The 25,201-nt window shown below is 58.8% G+C and carries 16 protein-coding genes; 10 read left to right on the forward strand and 6 right to left on the reverse strand.

The window, feature by feature from the left end; genetic code table 11:
• Positions 1-126: 126 nt before the first annotated feature.
• The gene (locus AU182_RS15925; RefSeq protein ID WP_227718302.1) at positions 127-522 is read left to right on the forward strand and encodes an FAD-binding oxidoreductase; all 396 of its coding nucleotides are present in this window, start codon (positions 127-129) and stop codon (positions 520-522) included.
• A 12-nt stretch (positions 523-534) separates the two neighbouring features.
• On the forward strand, positions 535-933 hold the full coding sequence (locus AU182_RS15930) for a hypothetical protein (protein ID WP_066967406.1): 399 nt from the start codon (positions 535-537) through the stop codon (positions 931-933).
• 9 nt (positions 934-942) lie between these two features.
• On the opposite strand, the gene AU182_RS15935 is transcribed toward AU182_RS15930, so the two are convergent.
• Entirely contained in the window at positions 943-1,635 is a 693-nt protein-coding gene (locus AU182_RS15935; RefSeq protein WP_066967422.1) for a hypothetical protein, read from the reverse strand.
• A 191-nt stretch (positions 1,636-1,826) separates the two neighbouring features.
• Here AU182_RS15935 and AU182_RS16350 point away from each other — a divergent pair, with 191 nt between their 5' ends.
• Both AU182_RS16350 and AU182_RS15940 read left to right on the forward strand, forming a co-directional pair.
• Positions 1,827-1,976 carry a DUF2986 domain-containing protein gene (locus AU182_RS16350; RefSeq protein ID WP_082859478.1) on the forward strand — a complete coding sequence of 50 codons (150 nt, stop codon included), beginning with the start codon at positions 1,827-1,829 and terminating at the stop codon, positions 1,974-1,976.
• A 51-nt stretch (positions 1,977-2,027) separates the two neighbouring features.
• Complete coding sequence (locus AU182_RS15940) at positions 2,028-2,399, forward strand: VOC family protein (protein ID WP_066967425.1); 372 nt, start codon at positions 2,028-2,030, stop codon at positions 2,397-2,399.
• A gap of 122 nt (positions 2,400-2,521) precedes the next feature.
• Here AU182_RS15940 and AU182_RS15945 read toward each other — a convergent pair whose 3' ends face one another.
• Entirely contained in the window at positions 2,522-4,798 is a 2,277-nt protein-coding gene (locus AU182_RS15945) for an alpha-amylase family glycosyl hydrolase (protein WP_304439095.1), read from the reverse strand.
• Between the two features lie 302 nt (positions 4,799-5,100).
• Between AU182_RS15945 and AU182_RS15950 the strand changes: the two genes are divergently transcribed.
• The 4 genes from AU182_RS15950 (at position 5,101) to AU182_RS15965 (ending at position 12,504) form a co-directional block, all read left to right on the forward strand.
• Complete coding sequence (locus AU182_RS15950; RefSeq protein WP_082859479.1) at positions 5,101-6,987, forward strand: glycoside hydrolase family 13 protein; 1,887 nt, start codon at positions 5,101-5,103, stop codon at positions 6,985-6,987.
• Between the two features lie 52 nt (positions 6,988-7,039).
• Entirely contained in the window at positions 7,040-9,499 is a 2,460-nt protein-coding gene (locus AU182_RS15955) for a TIM-barrel domain-containing protein (RefSeq protein ID WP_066967429.1), read from the forward strand.
• 21 nt (positions 9,500-9,520) lie between these two features.
• A complete protein-coding gene (locus AU182_RS15960; RefSeq protein ID WP_066967433.1) occupies positions 9,521-11,449 on the forward strand; it encodes an alpha-amylase family glycosyl hydrolase in 1,929 nt (642 codons plus the stop codon).
• Positions 11,450-11,664: 215 nt separating this feature from the next.
• Positions 11,665-12,504, forward strand: a complete 840-nt coding sequence (locus AU182_RS15965; protein ID WP_066967436.1) for a DUF3014 domain-containing protein — start codon at positions 11,665-11,667, stop codon at positions 12,502-12,504.
• A gap of 212 nt (positions 12,505-12,716) precedes the next feature.
• On the opposite strand, the gene AU182_RS15970 is transcribed toward AU182_RS15965, so the two are convergent.
• Positions 12,717-14,465, reverse strand: a complete 1,749-nt coding sequence (locus AU182_RS15970; RefSeq protein ID WP_082859480.1) for an alpha-amylase family glycosyl hydrolase — start codon at positions 14,463-14,465, stop codon at positions 12,717-12,719.
• Positions 14,466-14,746: 281 nt separating this feature from the next.
• On the opposite strand from AU182_RS15970, the gene AU182_RS15975 reads away from it, so the two are divergent.
• The gene (locus AU182_RS15975) at positions 14,747-15,589 is read left to right on the forward strand and encodes a universal stress protein (protein ID WP_066967439.1); all 843 of its coding nucleotides are present in this window, start codon (positions 14,747-14,749) and stop codon (positions 15,587-15,589) included.
• A 77-nt stretch (positions 15,590-15,666) separates the two neighbouring features.
• Here the strand turns inward: AU182_RS15975 and AU182_RS15980 are convergent, their stop codons facing one another.
• Positions 15,667-19,569, reverse strand: a complete 3,903-nt coding sequence (locus tag AU182_RS15980) for a PxKF domain-containing protein (protein WP_066967442.1) — start codon at positions 19,567-19,569, stop codon at positions 15,667-15,669.
• 308 nt (positions 19,570-19,877) lie between these two features.
• Here AU182_RS15980 and AU182_RS15985 point away from each other — a divergent pair, with 308 nt between their 5' ends.
• Positions 19,878-20,801: an alpha/beta hydrolase gene (locus tag AU182_RS15985; protein WP_066967445.1), complete on the forward strand. Its 924-nt coding sequence runs from the start codon at positions 19,878-19,880 to the stop codon at positions 20,799-20,801.
• Here the strand turns inward: AU182_RS15985 and AU182_RS15990 are convergent.
• Both AU182_RS15990 and AU182_RS15995 read right to left on the reverse strand, forming a co-directional pair.
• Positions 20,734-22,224 (reverse strand): tryptophan halogenase family protein, encoded by a 1,491-nt coding sequence (locus AU182_RS15990; RefSeq protein ID WP_066967448.1) that lies wholly within the window; start codon positions 22,222-22,224, stop codon positions 20,734-20,736. The two genes, AU182_RS15985 and AU182_RS15990, sit on opposite strands and share 68 nt — an antisense overlap.
• Before the next feature lie 119 nt (positions 22,225-22,343).
• Entirely contained in the window at positions 22,344-25,133 is a 2,790-nt protein-coding gene (locus AU182_RS15995) for a TonB-dependent receptor (protein ID WP_066967451.1), read from the reverse strand.
• Positions 25,134-25,201 lie beyond the last annotated feature (68 nt).

The following is a 25,201-nucleotide window of genomic DNA, read 5'->3' on the forward strand; positions in this document are numbered from 1 at the left end:
CCAGACCGTTCGCCCCACCTGAAGGATCAAAAGTGCTCGGCATTTAATGAATATGGTAACAACGTACACGTGATCCTCAGACACCTACCTACCCTACTTCTAGCCCTCAGCTGTTGTGCAGAGGCGGTGGAGATTGCGCCCTTCACCTCCGACGGCTGCAGCGCGTTTCCCGATGGAACCATCGAGCAGGAAGCACTGTGGCTGGCTTGCTGCCGGGCGCATGATTATGCCTACTGGAAAGGCGGGTCTTATGAGGATCGCGTGGCGGCGGATGATGCGCTCAAGGCTTGTGTGGCAAGTACCGGCGAGGAAGAAATCGCAAACCTTATGCTGGCGGGGGTGCGCATCGGCGGTTCGCCTTACCTGCCGACGAATTTCCGCTGGGGCTACGGCTGGCCGATGGGCCGCGGGTACAAGCCGCTGACGCCTGCCGAGCAAGAGGCAATCAGGCGCAGCGAAGCGGTAAGCGAGGCGGTAAGCGAGCAAGACTCAACAACCAATGAACAAACAGGCAACGAGTAAAAAGGAAGTTTCATGAAGCAACTGGTTATCGCTATCGTATTGTCGCTGGGTAGTTCGCTGTCGCTGGCGAAGGATCTTACGGGCGTCTGGGAACTGGTGTCCGGGAACTATGTGGATGGCAGCGGCAAGCTGGTGGATTACAAGGAACTCGACATGAAGGCGCTGAAGGTGATCACAGATTCACACTTCAGTTTTACGTCTATGAAGGGCGGTACCTTTTGGGCCTCAGGTACCGGGACCTATGCACTGAAAGACGGCCAGTATATTGAGACCCTGCGCTACAACTCATTTGGCGAAAAGGCCGGGGCAATCTTCGCGTTCACCACACAAGTTGAAGACACCACCTGGACCAATGAGCGCTGGGAAGATGGCAAGCGCGTGGAATACGAGGTGTGGCAGCGCGTGGAGTGATCGGCGCGGCTAGCGGCGCTGCGCTCCCGGTTTCTTCGCCAGGAAGATCGCGTGGCGCGCGCCCTTGCCCGGGCGCTCCCGCACGGTCTTGACCTCCACCTGATACCCCGCCTTTTTCAGCCGGTTGGCATAGACCGCGTCCGGTGATGCCGACCACACAGCCAGTACGCCGCCCGGCACCAGGCTTTTGTAAATACTGCTGGTGCCTTCAATGGAGTACAGCCAGTTGTTGTCGGCCTGCGTCAGCCCCTCAGGGCCGTTGTCCACATCCAGTAGGACGGCATCGTATTCAGCGTTGCGATTGACCAGTAATTCGCCCACATCGCCGATGTGCTCAACCACGCGGCGATCATCCAGTGGCCACCCGGCGCACTCTCCGAGGGGGCCACGGTTCCACTCCACCACCTCAGGAATCAGGTCCGCAACGATCACTTGCGAAGAGTCGGTCACCGCCTCCAGCGCCGCCGCCAAGGTGTAGCCCATGCCCATTCCGCCCACCAGCACCCGGGCGCTCTTTTTGTCCTTCAGGTGCGCACAGCCCAGTACGGACAGCTGCTGCTCACTGTGGAAGCGGCGGCTATTCATCAGCTCACCGCGCGGGCCCGACAGGGCGATGGAAAACTCCTGGTCGCGCTGGCGCAGCGTGAGGGTACCGCCGCCATTAGGGATCTGTGCGGTGCCGAGTTCGATCCAGGGTTTCATGGGTGTGATTCTCTGTCGTCTGGTGCCATTGGGGCGGTGCGGGTAGCGCGCGCACTGTAGCACACGTTGGTGATCCGGGCCGGCAACGCTATGATGAGCCCGTTGTGCCTCCTGTTACTAGAGGTCACGAGCGATCGGGGCCACGTCACCCCCAGTCTAGCCCTGCTTAGCCGTACGAGCACCAGTGAACCATGAACCGAAGAAAGAAGGTCAACCAGATCCTGAAGAAGAAGGCCAAAAAGGCCAACGACAAGCTAAACCCGAAGCAGAAGCCGCGCTATATCTCCAAGGCGGAACGGGCGAAGCTGGAGCAGGAACGCGGCCCGGAATCGGATAACTAACAGCTACAGAACGCACTTCTTACGAACACATCTCTACATAAGGAACGCGCTATGGATTTAGGTGCATTTTCAATCAGCCTTACCGTTAAGGATATCGAGGCATCCAAGAAGTTTTACGAGAGCCTCGGGTTTGAGTCGATGGGCGGTGACTGCGGGCAGGGGTGGACCATTCTTAAAAATGGCGACCATATCATTGGGCTTTTTCAGGGCATGTTCGACAGGAATATGCTCACCTTCAATCCCGGCTGGAACCAATCCGCACAGGCGACCGAAGCATTTACCGATGTAAGAGTATTGCGCGATGAACTGGTACAGCGTGGCATTGAGATTGTCAGCGACGGTGCAACTGGCGAGTCTGGCCCCGGCAGCATCGTGATTGAAGATCCGGACGGTAATCCGATATTAATTGATCAACACCGTTAATCAGAGCCAGGTACAACAGTTCTTTCAATGCCTGCCAATTGAATTTCTGAGATTTGTTCAGAAAATAAAAGCCCCGGGTTTTACCCCGGGGCTTTTTTGTTTTAGTGATGTCTTGCAGAAACTCAGTGCAATACGATCACTTCGTTCGCATCGAGGTTTAGCACCGCGGAACCGCCGCTCACGTTCACCACATCACTGCTGGTGTGGCTGTTGTACTGGCCGTCGGCCAGGCTCAGGTTGCTCACGTTGATCGAGGTGCTGCCACCGCGGTTGACCGCCACCATCACGCTGTCGGAGCCGGAAACACGCTCGAATACGAGAATGTCGCCGTTCACCCAGCGCTGGTTGTAGCTACCGGAGGCCAGCGCCGGGCTCTGAGCGCGCAGGTCGGCCAGCGCCTTGATCAGCAGGAATGCATCGCTGGTTTCGCTGAAGGATGGCATGGCTTCACGGTTGTACGGGTCGTGGCCAATCTGGCCGTCGCCGTTGGCGTCGAACCAGGTGGAGTTCTGCTCACTGCCGTAATAGATGGTCGGGATACCCGGCAGGGTCATCACCAGTGCCATACCCAGGTTCTGACGCGCATCCGCCAGCGCCTTGTTGAAGCCCTTACCGGTACGCCCGTTATCCACAGGACCGGTGGTCTGCAGGAATACGCTGGTGCGGGTAGCGTCGTGGTTGTCGAGGAAGATCGGCTGCCAGCTTTCACGTCCATTACCGCCCAAAGCACCGGGGCGGGACTCAATGTGGGTATTGAGTTCGGTCATGGTGATATCACCGGCGATGGCCGCTTCGATGTTGTTGCGCAGCTGGAAATCGAGCAGTTCGGACTTACCGTTTGCAGAGCTCAGGAACTCCATCGACAGCGCATCGCCGGCACCGGCGCCATACCACTCACCGAAGATATACACATCCGGATCCACCGCGCGTACGGCGTCATTGAAACGCTTGATGAAGCTCGGTTCGATATGTTTGATGGCGTCGATACGGAACGCATCTACACCGTGCTGCATCCACTTGATGGCGGCATCAATCAGGTACTGGTCGGCAACGCTGTTGCTGCTTATACCGTGATTAAAGTCGGTAAGGTTGAACAGGGTCTTGTTGGTGAAGGCCCAGGGGTCATCCCACTCGCCGAAACACTGGGTGGTTGGGTCGCTGTCGCCACAATCGGCAATGGCGCCGTTGCGGTGATACCAGGTGCCATCGTCCTGCAGGAAGTCGGTGATGAAGGCGCCTTCTTTGTACAGGGCGCCGAATTCATACTGGTCGTCCTGGTTGGAGTGGTTGAGGGCAATATCCAGTACCAGCTTCATTCCGCGCGCTTCCATTTCCGCGTCCAGCTGATCCACCAGTGCCCAGTCACCCAGGTGCTCGTCCACTTCATAGAAGTCGCGGCCCCAGTAACCGTGGTAGGCGCCATCGCTGCCGGTGTTGTCGATATTGTCATTCAGCGGGGTTACCCAGATGGCGGTAATACCGAGGTTCTGTAGGTAGTCCAGTTTGTCGATCAGGCCCTGGATGTCGCCACCCCAGTACTTCTTCCACTCGGACAGACCACCGGCCTGTTTGCTGGCGGAAGTGCCGGCCGGGTTGTTACCGCCGTCGTTGCTGGTGTCGCCATTGTGGAAGCGGTCCACAAATACGAAGTACATGCTGCGGTTACGGAAGTCGCTGAGCGGAGGGGTAACGACTTCGCAGCCGTCTGCATCGACGCTGGTACCTGCCGGGGTGTTCGGACACTGATCAATGCTGTCGGGCACGCCGTCGCCATCGCTGTCCGCCGCTACTACGCCGCAATTTACGCCGAGATCGGTGGTGACGCTCACCAGGCTGTTATTGGCACCATTGGCCACGATGTAGGTCCAGCCACTGGCGACCACATCCTGCGCCGGGAACTGGCTGCCCGCCCAGCTGCCACTGGGGTCGATTTTGAAACGCGGGCCGCCGTTGCCGTCGCCACTGGCGAAGTTGCGGCAGGCATCGTACTCGTCGGTCTCGCCAATGCGCGCCAGCAGGTCTCCGGCAGCCCAGCCGTTGTGGGTACCGCGCAGATGCAGAATGGCGTCCGGGGTTTCCGGCTCTTCCGCAGGCAGGATGTGGTAGTCCTTGGTATCGGTGTAGAACTTGATATCCCAGGTGCCGGCGGGGACGGCAATGTTGTTGCCGTTTTGCTGGCCGTTCGCGCCGTAGTTTTCGCTCCAGTCGCCCCAGCGGTCAAACTTGATCTCGCCGGCAGTGGTGAAGACCACATCGTCTGCCAGCATGGTATTGCTGCCCAGATTCTGCATCTGATCCGCCTGCCAGTTGTTGTGGGTGCCGCGCAGGAACCATTCCGCCTGTGCCACAGAACTCGCGCCCAGCAGCAGTGCCGCCAGGGCCAGGTAGCTCTTTTTCATGTTCATCATCTCGGTTGATTATTGTTTTCGGTCACGGGCCCGGAGGGGACTTGTCTCTGCATGTCCACACACTTCCCGGCGCGGCAACATACTGGCGGACTCCCCGGTCGATACCTCCTCCCCGACCGGGGCGTGGAGAAAAGGCGCGCCAGGTCAGATCGGGTGTCAGTGTCGCCCATTACTACCGGCCTCCCCCCGGCGGGAGGGGGATAACAGGGGTGGCATGAGCGGGCACAATGGTGAAAAAAAGTGCGAATCGTTCGCCCCGGGTTACTCGCCCAACCCCAATCACAGGTGACCAGATGATGATGGATACACCCCGCCCCCGCGCCATACTGATGGCACTGCTGTTGCCGCTGCTTGCGGCTATATCTGTGGGCTGCAGCGCATCGGAAGCGCCCGCCGTTGAACGGGTTGAGCCGCCCTTCTGGTGGACGCAGATGGCCGAGCCGAGCCTGCAGCTGATGCTGCACGGCAAGGACCTTGCCGGCGCCGAGGTCAGCCTCGACTATCCCGGTGTGACCGTGACCGGCACCGAGCGCGAACAGAACCCCAATTACCTGTTTATCAACCTGTCGGTGTCTGCCGATGCCAAGCCGGGCACTCTGCAGATTCATCTGCGCAAGGACGACTGGCAGCAGGTGCTGAGCTACGCGCTGAAGCCGCGCCGCCCCGCTTCTGCCGAGCGTCAGGGCTTTGACAGCAGCGACGCCATCTACCTGATCACCCCGGATCGCTTTGCCAACGGCGACCCGGGCAACGACACCACCGCCGATACCATTGAGGGTGCCGATCGCAGCAATCCCAGTGGCCGCCATGGCGGTGATATCGCCGGTATGCGGCAGCATCTGGAGTATGTGGCCGCTATGGGTTTCACCCAGATCTGGCCCAACCCGCTGCTGGAAAACAACCAGCCGGAATACTCCTACCACGGCTACGCCGCCACCGACCTCTACCGTATCGATCCGCGCTTCGGCAGCAATGAAAGTTTCCAGCGCTTTGTTGCGGCCGCGCGCGAACAGGGCATCGGCGTGATCCAGGATATGGTGCCGAACCACATTGGTAGCGAGCACTGGTGGCTGCAGGACCTGCCCAGCAGCGACTGGCTGAACGGCCGCGGCATCAAGCCGGGCGAGTTCGAGTACACCAACCATGCCCGCACCGTGCACATGGACCCCTACGCGAGCCACAAAGATCACCAGCTGTTCACCGACGGCTGGTTTGTGGATGTGATGCCGGACCCCAACCAGCGCAATCCGCGGGTGGCCAATTACCTGATCCAGAATGCCATCTGGTGGGTGGAGTACGCCGACCTCTCCGGTATTCGCGTAGACACCTATGCCTACTCCGATGCGGACTTCCTCACCCGCTGGTCCGGGCGCCTGATGCAGGAATACCCCAACTTCAATCTGGTGGGCGAAGAGTGGACCCGGCAGGCAGCGCTGGTGGCCTATTGGCAGGCCGGCAACAACAACCGCAACGGCTATGTCTCGCACATGCCAAGCATGATGGACTTCCCGCTGCTGTACGGCCTGCGCGACGGGCTCGAAAAACCGGAAAGCTGGAGCACCGGGCTGGTGACCCTGTACGAAGCCTTGGCCAACGATGTGCTCTACCCCAACCCCAACAACCTGGTGATTCTCGGCGGCAACCACGATATGAGCCGCCTCTACAGCCAGCTGGATGAGAACCTGGGCAAGTTCCGCATGGCGGTGGCCTACCTCGCCACCATGCGCGGTATCCCGCAGTTTTATTACGGCGATGAGATCCTGGCGAAAAGCCCCAAACAGCGCGACGACGGTGTAGTGCGCAGTGATTTTCCCGGCGGCTGGGAAGGCGACATGTTCAATGGCTTTACCGGCAAGAACCTCAGCCCACAACAGCAACAGGCTCAGCAGTTTGTGCGCACCCTGTTTACCTGGCGCAAACAAAAAGACGTGATTCACCGCGGTAAGCTCAAGCACTTTGCGCCGATCGATGGCCTGTACGTGTATTTCCGCTATGACGAAAACGACACGGTGATGGTGGCGATCAACAAAAGCGACCGTCCGAGGGAACTGCCGCTGACGCATCTGGCGGAAATGCTGGGGAATAAAGCCTCCGCAAACGACATCACCAACGGCAACGCCACCCCACTGAACGAACTGGTGATCGCGCCCAGCGATGTACTGGTTGCCGAAATCTTTTAAAAATTATTGAAAAGATTTTCCCAAAAATAGTTAAAAACAGAAGTAACCGACGATGAAAGAGCAACAACCCCGTAAGCCCAAAAGGCTGTTCAAACAACTCGGGCTGGCGACCCTGCTGCCCACACTGCTGGCCACCGCCCTGCAACCGGCCTTCGCGGAGACCACGCGCAGCTACCAGAGCCACCAGTTGCTCGACGACAAGCTGGTGATCGAGACCAGCGACAGCCAGGTTACCCTCACACCACTGAATAGCAGCGCACTAGAGGTGCACTACCAGCGCGAGGGCATGAAGCAGCTACCCTCCTTCGCCCGCGCGCAACTCAAGGCGGATGTGCAGGCACAACTGAGCGTCTCCGCGGATACCCTGCGCTACGCACTGGGCGACATCACCGCGGTGATCCACAAGTCACCGTTTACGATCGAGTACCTGCGCAATGGCGAGACGCTGCTGGCGGAAGAACACGGTTTCTTTGCCAACCAGACCCTGCGCGGCTTTCGCTTCGCCCTGCAGGATCAGGAAAAACTGATTGGCGGCGGCCAGCGTGTGCTGGGCATGGACCGCCGCGGCCAGCGCCTACCGCTGTACAACAAGGCCCACTATGGTTACTCCACCGAATCCGAGCAGATGTATTTTGGCCTGCCGGCGGTAATGAGCAGCAACAAGTACATCCTGCTGTTCGACAACAGCGCCACTGGCAACATGGATCTCGGCGCCAGTGAAAACGATGTGATGCAATTCGAGGCCATCGCCGGGCGCACCGCGTATATCGTGGTTGCCGGGGGAAGCTATCCCAAACTGATCGAAAACTATGTGGACGTGACCGGCCACCAGCCCATGCCGCCGCGCTGGGCACTGGGCAATTTTGCTTCGCGCTTTGGCTACCGCACCGAAGATCAGGTACGCGAAACCATCAAGGCGTTCCGCGAAGAGGATTTCCCGCTGGATGCACTGGTGCTCGACCTGTACTGGTTCGGCCCGGACATCAAGGGCCATATGGGCAACCTGGCGTGGGATACCAACGCCTTTCCACAACCGGTGGAAATGATGGCGGAGCTGAAAGAACAGGGCATCGAAACCATTCTGGTCACCGAGCCGTTTGTACTTTCCACCTCCAAACGCTGGGATGAGGCGGTGGCGAGCAATGCCCTGGCAAAAAACCTCGCCGGCAAACCCAAGCAATTTGACTTCTACTTCGGCAATACCGGCTTGATTGATGTGTTTGCGGAAGACGGCCGCGACTGGTTTTGGAATATCTACAAGGACCTGAAAAATCAGGGTGTATCCGGCTGGTGGGGTGACCTGGGTGAGCCGGAAGTGCACCCGTCCGACACCGTTCACGCCATTGGCATGGCGGATGAAATTCACAATGCCTACGGCCACCGCTGGGCGCAGATGCTGTTTGAAAACGAAAAGACTGACAGCCCCGATGCGCGTCCGTTTATTATGATGCGCGCCGGCTTCCCCGGCTCCCAGCGCTTTGGCATGATCCCCTGGACCGGCGATGTGGCGCGGGGCTGGGAAGGCCTGCAGCCGCAGGTGGAGCTGTCTTTGCAAATGGGCCTGCTGGGCTTCGGCTACACCCACTCGGATCTCGGCGGCTTTGCCGATGGCGAGCGCTTTGACCGCGAGCCCTACATCCGCTGGCTGCAGTACGGCGCCTTCCAGCCAGTCTACCGCCCTCACGCCCAGGGCCATATCGCCCCGGAGCCGGTGTTCCACGACCGCGAGACCCGCGACATTACCCGCAAATTCATCAAACTCCGCTACCGCCTGCTGCCCTACAACTACACCCTGGCGTTTGAAAACAGCCAGACCGGTATGCCACTAATGCGCCCGCTGTTTTTCGAAGACGAGTCCAACCTCGCCCTCATGGACAACAAGGACGCCTACCTGTGGGGCAACGATTTCCTGGTAGCGCCGGTGACCGACGGGAACATGGACGAGGTGGCCGTGCAGCTGCCCGGCGGCGTGTGGTTCGATTACTGGACCGACGAAGCCTATCGCGGTGACATTGCCAAGGTGGAAGTGGAGCTCGACACCATTCCGGTACTGGTACGCGCGGGGGCGTTTATCCCCACCGTGGCGGACATGAAAAATACCCGCGAGTACACCAGCAAAACCCTGCGCCTGGATTACTACGCGGATCACTCCGTTAGCCAGTCCAGCAGCTATCTGTATGAAGACGACGGTGTCACCGCCGATGCCTTTGCCAAGGGCCAGTATGAAAAGCTGCACTTTGCCGGCGAACGCAACGGCGAGCACAGCCAGTTTACCTTTACCCGCGAAGGCAACGGCTACACCGGAGTTCCGGAATCCCGCGCGCTGGAACTGGTGCTGCACAACTGGCAACAGGCGCCCGCCAGTATTGCGCTCGGCGCCGTGAATATCCCGCTGGTGAAGCGGGAATCCGAACTGGCCGACAACACCGCCTTCTTCGACAAGCGCCGCAAGACCCTGCGGGTACAGTTCCCCTGGGGTAAACAGGACCTCGCGCTGACGATCACCGAATAATTGCAGGAAATAAACGCTGTTATGAAAACCATTTCTCGACTGATTCTGGCCACCGCGATTACCGCCAACCTGCTGGCCGGCTGTGACGCCAAGCCTACCGCAGCACCGTCTGCGGTCGAGCCCGAGCACACCCACAAGGCAGCCAGCGCGGAGGCAATCGCCTCGCCGGTAGAGACCTTTGGCAAACCGGTGATTTACCAGGTGCTGCCGCGCCTGTTTGGCAACACCAATGCCACCAACAAATTCTGGGGCACCATGGAAGAAAACGGTGTGGGTAAATTCAGTGACTTCACCCCTGAGGCGCTGCAGCAAATCCGCGCACTGGGCGCTGACTACATCTGGTACACCGGCTCGCTGCACCATGCAGTGGTGCGTGACTACACCGCCTTTGGTATCAGCAACGACGACCCGGACGTCGTCAAGGGCCGGGCCGGCTCACCCTATGCGGTGAAAGATTACTACACCGTAAATCCCGACCTGGCCAATGACCCGGGCAAGCGCCTGGAAGAATTCAAGGCGCTGGTAGAGCGCTCCCACGCCGCCGGCCTCAAGGTGATTATCGACATCGTACCCAACCACGTAGCCCGCAATTACCAGTCGCTGGCCAAACCCGAAGGCGTGCGTGACTTTGGAGCCGATGACGACACCAGCGTGGCTTATGCCCGCGACAATAATTTCTATTACGTGCCCGGCGAGCCCTTCCTGGTGCCGGTAGCCGAAGACGGCTACCAGCCGCTGAATGGTGAAGCCCATCCGTTGGTAGACGGTGAATTTGCCGAGACGCCGGCCAAGTGGACCGGCAATGGCAGCCGCGCGCCGCAGCCGAAGCAGGACGACTGGTACGAGACGGTAAAAATCAATTTCGGCGTACGCCCGGACGGTAGCCACGACTTCCCCGCCCTCCCCGCCGGTTACGCGCAAAAAGATTACCGCGCGCATGCGGCCTTCTGGGCAGATAAAGACGTACCGAGCAGCTGGGAAAAATTCCGCCAGATCACCGACTACTGGCTCGCGTTTGGTATTGATGGTTTCCGCTACGATATGGCCGGCATGGTGCCGGTGGAGTTCTGGAGCTACCTAAATTCCTCCATCAAAATGCAGAAGCCCGATGCACTGCTGCTGGCAGAAATCTACCAGCCAGATCTGTACCGGAATTATGTGCACCTGGGCAAAATGGATTACCTGTATGACAAGGTGGGCACCTACGATGCCATCCGTGCTGTTATGGAAGGCAAGGCCGCTACCGATCCGCTGGTGGAGATTCAGGAAAGCCTGAGCGGTATCGAAGACAACATGCTGCGCTTTATGGAAAACCACGACGAGCAGCGTATCGCCAGCCCGGAGTTTGCCGGCAACGCCGAGGCCGGCAAGCCGGCCATGGTGGTGTCCGCCGCCCTCAGCGGTGCACCCACGCTGGTCTACTTCGGCCAGGAACTGGGTGAGCCCGGTGCCGGCGATGCGGGCTTCGGCAAGGCCAGCCGCACCACCATTTTCGATTACTGGTCGGTACCCACCATTCGGCGCTGGAATAATGAAGGCAATTTCAATAGCGAAAAGCTCAGCGACGCCGAACAGTCCCTGCAGGGATTTTACCGCACACTGCTCACCTTCTCCCGCCAGAGCCCGGCGCTCACCGGGGAGTTTTTCGATCTGCACCAGGTTAACCGTACCCAGGGCGAGAACTACTCCGACAAGCTGTACAGCTTCGCCCGCTGGGCGGGTAACGAACGCCTGCTGGTGATTGCCAACTTCGGCGACCGCGACAGCACCACCACCCTGCGCTTGCCAAAAGCGCTGATTGAAGCGTGGCAGCTGGCTCCCGGTAAGTACACCCTTACCAACCAGCTGCAGCAGGGGACCGCGAAAATGGTCGTGCGCGATGACCTGAGTGCAGCAGTGTCATTGGACACTCCGCGGCTTTCCGGCCAGATTCTGCGCCTCAGCCACTGACTCGACCCCCTCCCGGACAGGGGTGCCACGCACCCCTGTCCTTTCTTGATGATTCCCTCCTCACTGCTTGCCCACCGCTCCCCACTCTCGCCCGACGTCGCCGCCATAGGCGAAACCTTCACGACCTGATACTGTCTGAGACTTCACAGTCAGTGGTTTACACTGATTCTTGAGGCGCCAGGTCTGTGCGCAGACACTAACGGGAGGAAATACGGATGGGTGGCAATATCAAAGAATGGCTGATCGCCCTGCTGGTGGTGGCCGCGGTTGTTTTTGGCATCTACTGGTTTGCCGTGCGCGAAGCCCCAGCACCGGAAGTGTCCGCCCCCGTGACCGAGCCCGCACCGGAAACCCAGCCCGGCGTTGACCTGGAAGAGCCGGCGGAGCCTGTCATCCCTCCGGTACCGGAACCTGTCGAGCCTGAAGACCCACCGCGCCAACTGCCCGCCCTCAATAGCAGCGATCGCGAAGCGCACACCGACATCATCAGCCTTTCCTCCGACGGCGCCCTTGCAAAATGGATTGTGCCCGATGAAGTGGTACGCAAATGGGTGGCCGCGGTAAACACTGCGACCAAGGGCGACCTGATGCACAAGAACCGCCCGTTCAACAATGTGGATGGCAAACTCGCGGTCAAGGAACTGGAAACCCGCGACGATGGGCAAAAAGTGTATGTGCTGTCGCAGGAGAACTACCAGCGCTACGATCAGCCGGTGCGCCTGTTCGCCATGGTGGATACCGATACCGCGGTGAACCTCTACCAGTTCTGGTACCCGCGCCTGAAACAGGCCTATGGCGAGCTGGGGCTGAAAAACAAGAACTTCCACGCAGCAGTAATAGCGGCCATCGACCAGGCACTGGCCGCGCCGGAAGTGGAAGGCCCCATAAAACTGGTGCGCCCCACGGTGTATTACAAGTTTGAGGATGAGAAGCTGGAGAAAATGCCCGGCCTGCACAAACTGATGATTCGCATCGGCCCGGACAATGCGGCACGGGTAAAGGAAAAATTGCGCGAGCTGAAAGCGGCATTGCAGAACCTGCCCAGCGAACAGTAGTTGCGGCGCCCGTAATTTGGACGCAAACAATAAAGCAGTGACCAAAAAAAGCCGGTATCAGTTTCCTGATACCGGCAAGCCTTTCGACGAGAAAGAGAAGTCGCACTCACATGGGCCGAATCCGGCCCTGCACATTAAAACCAAACCAAAAAGCTAAACCCAAAAACCAAACCAAAAAAACAAGCCAAAACTCAGGACACTATTGGTACGCGTTAGCGCGCGCTGAGCTGCCCCTGCTGACTTGTGCCCAGCAGCAGGATGTCAAACTCGGTGTCAAAGGTCAGCGTGCCATTCTCCACCCGGGCTTCCGCACCGGAGTAGTAATCTTTCACCAGCGTACCCTCGGCAAACACGTCACCGGCGCTCAGTGTTTTTTCGCCGGCGTCCAATTCCAGCGCAACCATGACGCGATCGCTTTCAAACGTGCGCGAGAAAACATAGGGCGCTTCGCTCAGCTGCTGGTGTACACCGGCACCCACTGCGGGATGCGACTGCCGGAACTGGCCCAGTTTCTGCCAGTGGCTGAGAATATCGCTGGTGCGTTCCTGCTTAATACTGTTCCAGTCCATGGGTACACGCATGGATGCATCGCCGTAGGCCTGCTCGTCAATCATCGGGCGGGCAATTTCGTCGCCGTAGTAAATCTGGGCGGCACCCGGTGCCAGCATCAGTTTCAGCGCGGCGCTTTTTACCTGCTTGCGCTCACGATCAAACGAACTGAAGTCGTCGTGGGAGCCGATGTAGTTAAGAACAGAAACACCGTCCAGCTCGCCACCGTTCAGGATGCTGGAGTATTCGCTGAAAATACTCTCCATGTCCTGCTTGGCATGGGTGGCAAAACCCATGTTGATCAGGCTGTCGAAGCCGTGGTTGAAGAAGTCGACCTTGCGATCACCGAAGTCGTAGTAGCGACCTTCGCTGCTGGCGAAATTATTTACACCGTAATGGTAAACCTCGCCAACCATAAAGAACTCGCGATCATCCAGTTTGCTCTCTGGATTGTTCGCCTTCCACTCCGCCAGGGCCAGGCTGGCTTCTTTTTTCAGCACGCCCCAGATTTCCGGTTCAACGTGCTTTACAGTATCCACACGGAAGCCTGCCACACCGTATTCGCGCACCCAGTCGGTCAGCCATTTCACGATGTAGTACTTGGGCGCACGCGGGTAGCCGGTGCGCTCGAAGAAGGCGTCCAGCTCGGCCACTTCCTTCTCCAGACGGCCTTCGCGCTGCCACTTTTCGGTGAGCTGCGGCGGCAGGTCGACCGGCTCTTCGCTCTCGGTCAGGATGTCTGGAAGGTTATCGGTCAGTGCGCAGGTGACGTTCTGGGCAAAGCTGCTCCAGTCACACTGCGGATTGGTCCGAACCCAGTCGGACGGCCACAGCGGATCTTCGCGGGTCACCGGGCCGGTATGGTTGATGATGACGTCCAGCAGGATACGCAGACCTTTGCTGCGCGCCTTGGCGATCAGCTCGGCCAGTTCTTCCTCGGTGCCAAAGTTCGCGTCCACGCTGGTCCAGTCTTTCGGCCAGTAACCGTGGAAGGCGTAGGTGCGTTTGTCGCCCTCATCAAAGCCGTGCACGTTCTCGATCACCGGAGACATCCAGATGGCGTCCACGCCGAGATCGTTGAAGTAGCCCTCGTCCAGCTTCTGGATCACACCGCGCAGGTCACCCCCATGGAAACCACGCAAATGCGCCGCGTCATCTTTACGGCCATAAGACAGGTCATTGTCCGGATTGCCGTTGTGAAAGCGGTCCGGAAGCATGAAATAGACGGTGGCGTTTTTCCAGAAAGGATCCGCGCTGTCCGGCTTGACCTCGGTCAAGGCAGGGGCACTGGCTTCAGGGGAAGATGGCGCCAATTCAGCATCAGACAGAGCCCCGGACTGGCGCTCGGAACAGGCGGTGATGGTCAGTGCCAATGCGGGAATCAGGGCACTCAAACCGGTAACTTTTCTCATTATATTCTCTCCGTCGTGATCGAACGGTCATCACAGCAGCCTACTGTAACCGCCTCGCCCACAGATTCATCCTCCCGGGGCGGGGCGTAGATGAAATGATCGAACACCGGTGATAGGCTTGACGCCCCAGTTTTGGGGCCACCCAGAAGCCGGAAAGCGGCTGTACAAAAACAGGTGGCGACTGCGAGACACCCGGCAGACGCGCGGCAGGATAGACCGCGCCGGACCCGGCGACGTAGCGAGAACCTAGGGAACAGATTTTTTAAATTGAAGGAGTGAACATGCAGGACAAACCCGTCGTATTCGTTGTGGTAGACCCGAACGATGACCGCCAAGTAGCCCTGGAGCGCGCACTGGCGACCGCCCGCGAGCGCAACCCGCAGCCCAAACTGGCCGTATTCGTTGCGGTGGATGGGGAAGCGGTCGACACCCGCGCGGTCAACGACCACCTGTTCCGCGACGAATTCTGGTTCCGTGACCAGATCCGCAAGCCCATTGAAGAAGCGGGCGTGGAGTTCGAGATTACCGTGTGCTGGTCCAGTGACTGGCAGGGCGCGATCATTCAGGAATCCAAGCGCTGCAACGCGGAAATGATCTACCTGCCGGTGCACGCCCGTACCAGCAGCCGCCGCTTCACCTTTGCCGAGTCAAAGTGGCAGGTGCTGAAGCAGGCAAAATGCCCGGTGGTGCTGATCCGCCCGAATGCGAAAGACCGCCGCAAGGTGGTACTGGCCACGGTGAACTACCAGGCCAAAACCACCCAGCAGCGCCAGCTCAACCGCCAGATCACCGAGCGCGCCGGTTATATTGCCGAGGTGTACGGTGCCGAGCTGCACCTGGTGAATGCCTTTCTGGATTCCATGCTGTACCCGGACCGCGGCGCGCTGGCCAAGCTGGCACAGAAGACCGGCGTACCCACCGACCGTATCCACGTGAAGCAGGGCTATACCAACGAGGTCGTGGCCGAGATTGCCAAGGAAATCGATGCAGACCTGGTAGTAATGGGCACCCTGAACCAGTACGGCGAAACCGGCTCCCTGCTGCGCGGCAACACTGCCGAGCGTGTCATTGGTTCGGTAGAAACCGATGTGATGGTGTGTAACGCCTTTACCAGCACCAAGTAACCGCTCCCCAAATTGCACCGCCGCGTTCTGCGGCGGTGACGCTCTTGCCGCCGCCACCTTCGATTCCTTATTCCGCGTTACTTGAACGAGAACAGTGCGCGACGCACAGTGCCGTCATCCAGCTTCAGTAACAGCACGCGACAACTGCCGCTCCAGGACTTTTCTGTTTTCCAGTTGTACTGGTAGGTATCGCTGCCCGGGCTGTATTTGAGCGTGCTACTGCCGGCAGTATACGCCGCGTCTTCCAGTGTATTTACCTGCACCCCGGAAGAGCAGTTGGCTGCGGTGCTGAACAGCTGCCCGCCGAGGAGAATATCGAGGCCGTGGTCACCAGCCAGCCCAAACTTCACCGGCACCACCTGCCCGGCCTTGACCTGGTTGCTCACCGGCAGGGCGTCGATGGGTTCGAGGAAACCACTGAAGGCATAGTGCACGTCAAACGTAACCGCTGCCTCGCTGAGGTTGTCTGCGAGGTCCAGCCCGTCGTTGCAGGCTGCGGTAAAACGCCCGACGCCATTGCTGGTACCGCCACTCACCACCGGAATCGCCTCACGGGCCACACCGGACAGGCTATCGCTGGTGGTGCAGCCGTGGCTGGGCACCGAACCGAGGGTGTAAATATCGCCCATGCTGATCACGGTTACCGCAACGTCTGGCGGTGTTGTATCAATGGCGATGGGGCTGAGCGTGGTCGACGCATCATTGTCTGCCCGATCCCGCGCAGCACCGCTGGCGCTCTGGTTCGCGCCTTCCTGGTCCAGTAGCACCGGCGCCGAGCAGGACTGCACACCGGAAAGGCTGTCGGTACAGGTAAACAACACCTGCACCGCGGCGTTGTGCCAACCGGCACTGTTCGCGGGCGGCTGTACCGCGCCCACAATGGACGGCGGCTCGCGGTCGATGCGAATGGGCCCTACCTCCATGGTGTCGGTATTGCCAGCCAGATCGCGGGCGTCGCCACGAACGGTGACGCCGTCACTGCCGGCCGGTAGCGAGGCCAGTAACTGGTCCGGTCCGCAGTCCGCCACGGGAACGCCGGAGCCGGCGATGCCGGTGTCCGGGTCGACGTCGTCACAGTAGAAGCGCACCGCAACCTCGGTATTGTTCCAGCCAAATTCATTGGCATCGGGAAGCGACTCCCCGGCGATCTGCGGCGCGACGGTATCAATCGAGATGGGCAAGCGGGTGGTGGCACTGCGATTGCCGGCCAGGTCCCGCGCACTGAATTCGAGGCGATTCACCCCTTCCGCGTCCAGCGCCACCGCCACTTCCGCGGCGGCCGTTGATCCATCGAGCCGCACCGGCTCCCGCACCAAGTAGTCGATGGCGGCAAGTCCCGAGCCTTCATCGGTAGCCCGCAAGGTGACCTGCACCGGTTTGCTGCTGTGCCAGCCACTGGGCTCTGCGGCGGGGGACACGTCCGCCGTCACCAGCGGCGGTATCGCGTCTTCCTTTTTGCACAGCAATTCCCTGGCGGGGTCCGGCTCACCGCGGCTGATGGCTTCAGCCCGTTCCCAGACCCGTACAAACGCCTCGGCGGAACAAAACAGCTGATCCTCGTAGTGGGCGTCGAGCCCGACCTGACGCAGGTCGGCAATCAAATCCGGCAGCAGGCCGATGTGCGCGAGACCATCCACGTTGTAGTCGTAACGCTTGAAGCCGGTTTGCTGCCGTTCGAACACCCCAAACCCCTCCAGCTCGAACGGATATTGCACCGCGTTTCTGTCGACTTCCTGCCGCGCCCGCTCCTGCCCGTTGTCCGCCTCCCAGCCACCGCAGGCGTCGCTGCCAAAGCGCGGCCCAAGATGGCCGGCGATGCCATTGAAGTCACTGCCCATGGCCACCGGTGCGCCCATCACATCCACCGCATACTGCAGGGCCTGCCCCCAGGTTTTTGAGGAATAGCGGCAATTATTGTGAATCACACTGCCGTGTTCCGGTGTGCGGTAAGCAAGATTGAAACTGTCGCCGTAAGAATCGGTGTCCTGCACATCGTCCTTGAGCATCGCGGCGATCATGCCGCCACTATCGCGGATTGCCTCGAGCTGCGCCCGTGTGCGCATGCGTTCGTGCCGCCCTTTGCCGCCATACACTCGGGGGAACAGATCGAAGAACTGCACATGACTGGCAATCAGTGGGTAAGCCTCACCGGTAGTGGGGGAGAATGTGCGGCTCAGTCCGATCATATTGTCGATGGACTTATTCGACATATGGTCGATATCGATGAGGATGCCTTTTTCCATCAGCAGGCGCATCAGCTCCGCCCCCTTGCCCAGCTGGCCATCGGTGCCCAGTTGCAAGCCGCGCGCGTTGCACATGGCCTCGGCAACGGTCTGCGCGGGGTAAGTCGGTAGCCCGGGGGCCGCGCCGCCGAACCCGAGTAGATTCAACAAGGCACCAACAGAGGTATTGAGTTTGAAACCGTAGTCACCCTTGCCGACACCACAGTTCTCGACACTCCACCAGCGCTGCTCGACCACCGCCTGCCCAACACCGATAGCGTCCTGCCAGGTGGCCGCCGCGCCGAAGGCATTGTCGAAGTTATGCACCGGAAAAACATGACGCACGCCCAGGTCATAAATAACCTGAACCGCTTCTTCCAAGGTGGCAGGGGTTTCCAATCCCGTGGCCTCGGCGGGCAAACCGAAGTCCGCCGGACAACCTGACTCCTTACAGTTGAACAGGTTGTCCACCTCGATACCGAGCATCACTGCCAGCTTGCCACTGCTAATCACCTGCCGCGCCTGCTCCGGGGTGGTGACAATACGGAACCAGCCCTCCCCAACGCCGTTACCATTGATCACCCCGTCGGCCAGGTCATCGATAAACGCCTCGAATTTTTTCGCCGCCAGTAGCTGCTCAATGATCGGCTTCATCGAGTTTTCACAGGCGGCCCAGCGCCCAGTATCATTGGTGCTTTTGCACAGCGCCTCGTTGGTAACTGCCAGCATGGAGACCGCACGCAGGCCGCCGCGCCAGGCGCGCTCCAGCCATACGTAATAAGCCTGCTGGTGGGTGGTACTGGTCCACTTAGGCCAACCACTGAAGTAAGGCGCGCCGTACTGGGAGCGGGTGCCATCCTGGGTGCCATCGCCGATGGTATCGCGACCGAGACCGTGGTCAGAGTGCTCGTGTATGGCGAGATCCCCGTCGGGTGAAAGGGCGGTATTGATGTTGTAGGTTTGGTTGAGGGTAAAGTTACCGTTCGCATCCCGCGGTGCCGGCTCACCCACAAACACATTGCCGCCGTGGGCGGTGTCCGCCAGCAGGTGCAGGTGCATATCCAGATAGCCCCGCATCACACTGCTGCTTTTAACCCCGGGGGGCGCCCAGCCCGTGGCCGGTTCGCTTGGGATATTACCGGGGCTCGCTTTGACACAGGTTCCAATGGACCTTTGCGCGGTAATACCATCGGTGCAGGTGGCGTCTCCGCTGACCGCAATAAACTTGTCCGCCCAGCCATCGATTTGCTGGATTAACCCGGATTCACAGGGCAGCCCGCCCTCGATCACACAGCAGGCGCGCTGCCCCTCACCGCCACATCCGGTCGAGCGTTCCTGGGCACAGGTGTGCTGCGACTTGCCACCGAAAAAGGCACCAAACGCCGAGCACCAGCAGTTGTCACCCACACAACCGTCCAGCGGTGCCAGGCTGCGGGAATCGCATACCCCGGAGACGTCACTGAATTCACCGGCGCCATTGCAACAGCCCCGTTCACCGGCGCCGCCACAATTGGTGGGTTTAACGCAGGTGCCCGCAGGCAAAGGACCGAAAATAAAATCACAGGCGCCGGGATACTCCCCCGCCGCCACCTCAATCAGTCCCGAGTCACAGGAGGGCAGACGCTCGAAGAAGCAGCAGGCGCGTTCATTCACGCCTCCGCAGGAGGCCCAGCTAACGCTGCTGACAAGGCTGAGTAACAGGAATAACAGCCACAGAAAGGTTTTGGGTACTACACGATAATTGGCGACTCGATCCATGATCGCGGACTCCGGGGCGTGAGGATTTGGTGATGGGGCCTGATGGCGCTCTCGACGTTACTGCGTTTCGCAGAATTTATTATTTGCAGCGGTGCGCTCTGAAATTAGCGCACGCAGGAGGGGATTGCCACGGATAGTGGGCGGGACAATACCTTTCGTGCCACTTTCTCATCAATAGAGAAGGCGCCGGCGCGCAGGTCAACTTGTGAGCGCTTAGTCCCAAAGGTCTCCTCCCCACCCAAGGATGAAGCCCTCTCGCGCAGCGCATTGGATACTTGCAGCCTACTCTTGGAGCGGAGCCCCTACCCATGTATAAAACAATCGCACAGGCGCTGCCTCTGCTGCTCGCAGCACAGATACCGCCCGCGGCGGCAACCGCACCCGCCACCTCCACGGCACAACCCAATGTGCATGTCATGCCGGCCATTGCAATGCACACGCTACCGCGTGAGCGTCACTACCGTGTCTACCTGCCCACCGATTACGCACACACCGATAAACGCTATCCGGTGCTGTATATGCACGACGGCCAGAACCTGTTTGACGACGCCACGTCTTATGTGGGCGAATGGGGCGTGGACGAAAGCCTCAATCAGTTAGCCGCGGATTGCGGCCTGGAAGCGATCGTGGTGGGCATCGATCATGGGGACCAGTTGCGCATGACCGAACTGAATCCCTACGACAATGCGCGTTTCGGCAAGGGCGAAGGCGACGCTTATGTGGACTTCCTGGTGCAGGAATTGAAGCCGCGCATTGATCGCGAATACCGCACGCTGCCCGATCGCGAACACACCCTGATCATCGGTAGCTCCATGGGCGGGCTGATTTCAAACCACGCGATTAACCGTTATCCGGAAGTTTTTGGCAGTGCCGGCCTTTTTTCGCCCTCATACTGGATCGCCCCGCAAATATTTTTGGCCACCGAAGCCAATCCCGCACTAGAAAATACCCGAATTTACCTGGTGGCCGGTGGCAAGGAGGGCGAGTCCATGACCCGCGGCTTTGTGCAGATGCAAACGCTCCTGCAGCAAAACGCCAATGCCGATACCTGGCGAGCGAAACTCGACGCGGAAGGAGAACACAATGAAGCCTTTTGGCAACGCGAGTTTCCGCAAGCCATCCGCTGGATGCTGAACGCGCACTGCGAGAGACAAGAAAAAAGGGCTACTTGTGGGAAAGAAATGCCTCGTGGGGAGGCAACTGCTTTACCGTACCCTGAATCAGGGTCTTGAGGCTCTGCATCAGCTCCGCCAATTGAGCGTCCGTCAGCCCATCGGCGATGCCGTGGTGATCCTCTGGCACGATGCCCTGACCAATCATTACCTGCTGCCACGCGACTTCCGTAAACAAGTCGTCGAAATCCCGGAATACCTTGCCGGAGCTGCGGAACAATTCCATTTTTTCCTGCAGGCTGTCGGGCACCGGCATGACTTCACAGGCGCGCCAGAAGTCGCTGTCGCGGCGCTGGTTGGCCTTGTAATGCAGAATAATGAAATCTCGAATGCGCTCCATTTCCACACGGGATTGGCGGTTGAACTCCGCCACTTCTTCGCCGCGAATACCGCGATGGGGGAAACACTTGATCAGCCGTGTGGCCGCGGACTGCACCAGGTGAATGGATGTGCTCTCCAGAGGCTCAAGGAATCCGCTAGCGAGCCCGAGGCTTACCACGTTCTTTTTCCACTGTTCACGCCGGTGGCCCGTTTTGAACGGGATAATCCGTGGCTCGGCGAGCGGCTCGCCGGGTAGATTGCCAAACAGCGCTTCGTGCGCCTGCTCGTCGCTCCAGTGGCTACTGGAATACACCAGACCATTGCCGGTGCGATGTTGCAGCGGAATCTGCCACTGCCAGCCACAGGCGTGGGCAATGGAGCGCGTGTACGGCGGAATACGCTCGCCGGAAGCACTGGGTACCGCCATGGCGCGGTCGCAGGGCAGCCACTGGCTCCAGCTCTCGTACTCGCTACCCACGGCCTTGTCAATGAGCAGGCCGATGAATCCTGAGCAGTCCGCGAATAGATCCCCTGTGACAGCCTGGCCGCTCTCCAGCAGCAGACTTTCCACAAAACCGCTCTCCGGGTTTTTCCGCACATCGGAGACCTTGCCCTCCACGCGCTTTACACCTTTTTCCTCGGCGTAACGGCGCAAAAGCTTGGCATAAAGACCCGCGTCAAAATGGTACGCATAGGAAATGCCCGGGAGATTGGTATTGGGAATTTTCGCGATCGGGGAAAATTTATTCTGGATTGCCGCCTGGTAATTCAGTGAATAATCCCAGTAACTGTCGCGACCGCCCTGCTGGCAATGGCGCACCCAGAAGTGATGAAAATCGCAAAAAGGAAAATTTTTGCCAACATTTCCGAAGGCGTGCATGTAGCTTTCGGCAGGCTGCGACCAGCCCTCAAACTGTATCCCCAGCTTGATACTGCCATTGGTTTCGCGCAGGAACTCTTTTTCATCCAGGCCCAGGGCCTGATTAAAATTGATGATCGGGGGAATGGTGGCTTCGCCAACGCCCACGGTACCGATCTGCTCCGACTCCACCAGTGTGATCTGAACGGTCTTGCCCAGCACCTTGGCCATCAGTGCGGCGGTCATCCAACCGGCGGTACCACCGCCGAGAATAACCAGGTTTTTTATTATTGTATTTTGCAATTTAGATACCTCTGCCTATCAATGCACGAAACGCTGACACCTTTATTTATAGTCTTGTCGGAGAAATAAAAAAGCCCCTGTAACCGAGATTACAAGGGCTTTTTTCTACTCCGTTGGGATTACAGCTTGTAGCTGAAGCCCATCAGGTAGGTTTTACCATAGCTCTGGTAGTCACGAACCTGCAGAGCATTGTCGCCACTCAGGGTAGTGAACGGCTCGTCGGTCAGGTTCTGACCTTGCAGGAATACGGACAGTCCTTCCAGGCCACCGATGCCGGACTCAGCAAAGTCGTAACCGATCTGCGCATCCACCAGGGTTTCGCCGACTACGTTAACCTGATCAGTTTTGAAGCCAACACCGTAGACTTCACCTTTGAAGTCGTCACGCTTACGCAGACTGGTACGGGCAGAGAAACCGTGATTGTCGTAGTACAGGGTAAAGGTCTGGATACTCTCAGACAGTCCTGGCAGCTCAAATTCGTTGCCATTCAGGTCTTCGATATCCTGGCTCAGGCCAGTGTGGCTGGCGAGCAGACCAAACCCATCGAGGCTCTTGTGGAAGATGTTGAACGGCAGGGAGCCGGACAGCTCGTAACCCTGCAGGGTACCGCCACCACCATTCACTTTACTGTAGCGAGTGGCCAGAGAACTTGCTTCGGCAGGCGCACGCGCTGGATCGTATCCAGGCATATCGGCGATATCGATCACGTAGTTCTGGTCAAAGTGCCAGTTGCTCAGGTCTTTCCAGAACAGCGCAACAGAGAAGTAACCTTCGTCGCTGAAGTAGTTCTCGTAGGAGAGGTCGAGACCTACCGCTTCTTTCGGTTCCAGTGTCGGGTTGCCGCCACTGACGGACCAGTAGTTGCCGTTAGCATCTTCGTTGGTACCGGGAGTGACGCTGACGGAAGAGTTCATCTCATCCATGCGTGCGCGGGAAATGGTTTTCGCTGCACCAAAACGCACAGTCTGGGCGTCGGTTAGGGCCAGCGCCATGTTCAGGCTGGGCAGGAAGTGACCGTAATCGTGGTCGACATTGTTCTCGACACCGACAACCAGGCCGTCAATGGTGTCACCGGCAAAGCCTTTGGAGCTTTGATCGGTATGCACATAGCGCGCGCCGAGGTTACCGGTCAGCGGGAAGCCAGCCACTTCAGTTTCGAAGTCTGCCTGTACAAAGGCAGCGGTAACCGCTTCCTGCACGGTGTAGGAACCAGTCAGGTGCTGGATACCGGTCAGGGCTTCGTCGGTCAGGGTGTAGTAACCGTCATTCAGCAGGCCACGCGCGTCGTACGCGATCATGTCGCCCATACCAATGAAGTCGAGAGAAGTACTGCCCAGGCGATATTCTTCCGGAACCACCAGGGTACCTTCGAACTCATTCGGGAAGCCCGCGAGGGTCATGTAGTAACCCTGAGAGCGCTTGGTCTTTTCGCGGTCGCGGTAAGAGATGCCGTAGCTGATTTCATTAACGATGCCAGCTTCAACCATTTGAGTGGCGGCCAGCTTCAGGGAAGTCAGCTCGTCGTCAATTTCCGGGGTATTCAGGAAGCCGTCCTGACCAGAGTTTTCCAGCGGAGTACCGGTGATGCCCAGGTTGTCATTCAGCGCCTGACTCCAGCCCCAGGTGAGCGGGCCACCCAGCTGAATCAGGTCAAAATCGCTGTAATCCAACTCGTGGGTGAAGTTCACACCGGTATTGCCCGGCTTGAAGGTGTAGCCCAGGTTGTCAGCAACGCCGTTGTCGTTGCCACGACCAGTACCGGAGTAGCTCTCGAAGCTCCAGATCTGACGTTCAACCGAAGAATGGCTGGCGTCGAATTCCAGCTGCAGATCTTCCGTCGCTTCAAACTTGGCATTGAAGCCAAAGGAGCTCAGCTCAGCCTTGCGGCTTTCGAAGTCGTTACGCACAACCACGCGCTGGCCATCGGTGTTGGCACTGGTGATGAAGCCGGTGGCTGGATCAACATCTGCGAGGTCAGCAGACAGAGAACCCTGTCCCCACGCGAAAGGTACTTCGATACCGCGCAGGATTTTTTCATCAGAAAAATCAACGTACAGTGCGTCGAACGTCGTGCTCAGGCGATCGTTGGGCTGCGCTTCAACAACCAACATAACCGAGTCGCGGTCCAGTACAGAAGAGCGCACGAACGGCTTGGCACCACCAAGGATAGAGTATTGCTCGCCGTCTACTTCAAACTCAGGATAGCCCCAGGAGTTCCAGCGCTCTTCCTGGCTCGGAGAGCTCATGGAGTTGACCGCCAGTGCCACACCGATCGTGTCATCAGCAAACTGGTCGATATAGGAGAAGGTAAACCGTTGGCCTTTGTCTTCACCGTCCGGATTCAGCTTGTCGAATCCAGTCATTTCCATCTGGCCATTGAACTGTACAACGCGCTCACCACGCTCCAGCGGCTTGACGGTCTGCATGTCAATTACGCCGGCAATACCTTCAGCATCAATGTTGGCTTGCGGGGTCTTGTGAACGGTCACACCGCTCATGATCTCGGAGGGGTAAAGGTCAAACTCTACGCCGCGGTTATCGCTGATGGAAACCTGCTCACGACCATTAAAGGTAGTGGCGCTTTCGTTCTCACCGAAACCACGAATGGATACGCGGCTGGAACGACCGTCCAGGCGCTGGGTAGCCAGACCGGGCAGGCGAGAGATGGCGTCGGCAATCGAGGAATCCGGCAGCTTGCCGATGTCTTCGGCAGAGATGGCTTCGACTACGGCCTTGGCGTCACGCTTGGTACCGATAGAGTCCATAACACTCTTGCGGAAACCGGTAACGGTAATTTCTTCCAGCTCGGTATTGCCCTCTTCCTGGGCAAAAGCAGCACCGGAAACAGTGGACGCGGCAATGGCTGCAGACAGCAGTGCCGGTCGGAAACGTTTGTTCGTCAGACTCATCATCTTCTCCCTTGGACTTATCGTTATGGTGAGTACTGCCATCCTAGGCCTACCCGAAGTCCATATCC

It is taken from the genome of Microbulbifer sp. Q7 (assembly GCF_001639145.1).
Lineage (GTDB): Bacteria > Pseudomonadota > Gammaproteobacteria > Pseudomonadales > Cellvibrionaceae > Microbulbifer.

Bases quoted from the DNA above. Each gene is read 5' to 3' on its own strand.
- AU182_RS15930 (WP_066967406.1), top strand. From the start codon at position 535: ATGAAGCAACTGGTTATCGCTATCGTATTGTCGCTGGGTAGTTCGCTG.
- AU182_RS15935 (WP_066967422.1), bottom strand. From the start codon at position 1,635: ATGAAACCCTGGATCGAACTCGGCACCGCACAGATCCCTAATGGCGGC.
- AU182_RS16350 (WP_082859478.1), top strand. From the start codon at position 1,827: ATGAACCGAAGAAAGAAGGTCAACCAGATCCTGAAGAAGAAGGCCAAA.
- AU182_RS15940 (WP_066967425.1), top strand. From the start codon at position 2,028: ATGGATTTAGGTGCATTTTCAATCAGCCTTACCGTTAAGGATATCGAG.
- AU182_RS15945 (WP_304439095.1), bottom strand. From the start codon at position 4,798: ATGAAAAAGAGCTACCTGGCCCTGGCGGCACTGCTGCTGGGCGCGAGT.
- AU182_RS15950 (WP_082859479.1), top strand. From the start codon at position 5,101: ATGATGATGGATACACCCCGCCCCCGCGCCATACTGATGGCACTGCTG.
- AU182_RS15955 (WP_066967429.1), top strand. From the start codon at position 7,040: ATGAAAGAGCAACAACCCCGTAAGCCCAAAAGGCTGTTCAAACAACTC.
- AU182_RS15960 (WP_066967433.1), top strand. From the start codon at position 9,521: ATGAAAACCATTTCTCGACTGATTCTGGCCACCGCGATTACCGCCAAC.
- AU182_RS15965 (WP_066967436.1), top strand. From the start codon at position 11,665: ATGGGTGGCAATATCAAAGAATGGCTGATCGCCCTGCTGGTGGTGGCC.
- AU182_RS15970 (WP_082859480.1), bottom strand. From the start codon at position 14,465: ATGAGAAAAGTTACCGGTTTGAGTGCCCTGATTCCCGCATTGGCACTG.
- AU182_RS15975 (WP_066967439.1), top strand. From the start codon at position 14,747: ATGCAGGACAAACCCGTCGTATTCGTTGTGGTAGACCCGAACGATGAC.
- AU182_RS15980 (WP_066967442.1), bottom strand. From the start codon at position 19,569: ATGGATCGAGTCGCCAATTATCGTGTAGTACCCAAAACCTTTCTGTGG.
- AU182_RS15985 (WP_066967445.1), top strand. From the start codon at position 19,878: ATGTATAAAACAATCGCACAGGCGCTGCCTCTGCTGCTCGCAGCACAG.
- AU182_RS15995 (WP_066967451.1), bottom strand. From the start codon at position 25,133: ATGAGTCTGACGAACAAACGTTTCCGACCGGCACTGCTGTCTGCAGCC.